Origin of the sequence: Clostridium zeae, assembly GCF_017312485.1 — a bacterium.
GTDB classification, from domain to species: domain Bacteria; phylum Bacillota; class Clostridia; order Clostridiales; family Clostridiaceae; genus Clostridium_AR; species Clostridium_AR zeae.
Genome location: NZ_BMBA01000029.1, coordinates 1 through 631, shown reverse-complemented (window position 1 = coordinate 631; position 631 = coordinate 1). Strand labels below are relative to the sequence as shown.

General features: G+C 50.6%; 1 rRNA gene. It reads right to left on the bottom strand.

Features of this window, described 5'->3' with window-relative positions:
* Positions 1–631: ribosomal RNA gene (locus tag J3477_RS25945) — 23S ribosomal RNA — on the bottom strand; the annotation flags it as partial.

Below are 631 nucleotides of genomic sequence, written 5' to 3'. Positions count from 1 at the left end.
ATTTCGCTACCTTAGGACCGTTATAGTTACGGCCGCCGTTTACTGGGGCTTAAGTTCACCGCTTCGCGTTACCGCTAACAATTCCCCTTAACCTTCCAGCACCGGGCAGGCGTCAGCCCCTATACATCAGCTTTCGCTTTAGCAGAGACCTGTGTTTTTGCTAAACAGTTGCTTGGGCCTATTCTCTGCGACCTACTCTCGTAGGCACCCCTTCTCCCGAAGTTACGGGGTCAATTTGCCGAGTTCCTTAACTGTAATTCTTCCGCCGGCCTTAGGATTCTCTCCTCACCTACCTGTGTCGGTTTGCGGTACGGGTACTACATTTCTCCCTAGAAGCTTTTCTTGGCAGCGTAGAATCAAGTACTTCAGCCTAAAAGGCCTTCCCCATCACACCTCAGCTAATACAGGCGGATTTGCCTACCTGTATACCTAAGTGCTTAGACTAGCATCCAATAGCTAGCACACTCTATCTTCCTGCGTCACTCCATCGGTAATAACGATTTGCAGTAGTATCGGAATATCAACCGATTGTCCATCACCTACGCCTTTCGGCCTCGGCTTAGGTCCCGACTAACCCTCAGCGGACGAGCCTTCCTGAGGAAACCTTAGGTTTTCGGCCACTAGGATTCTC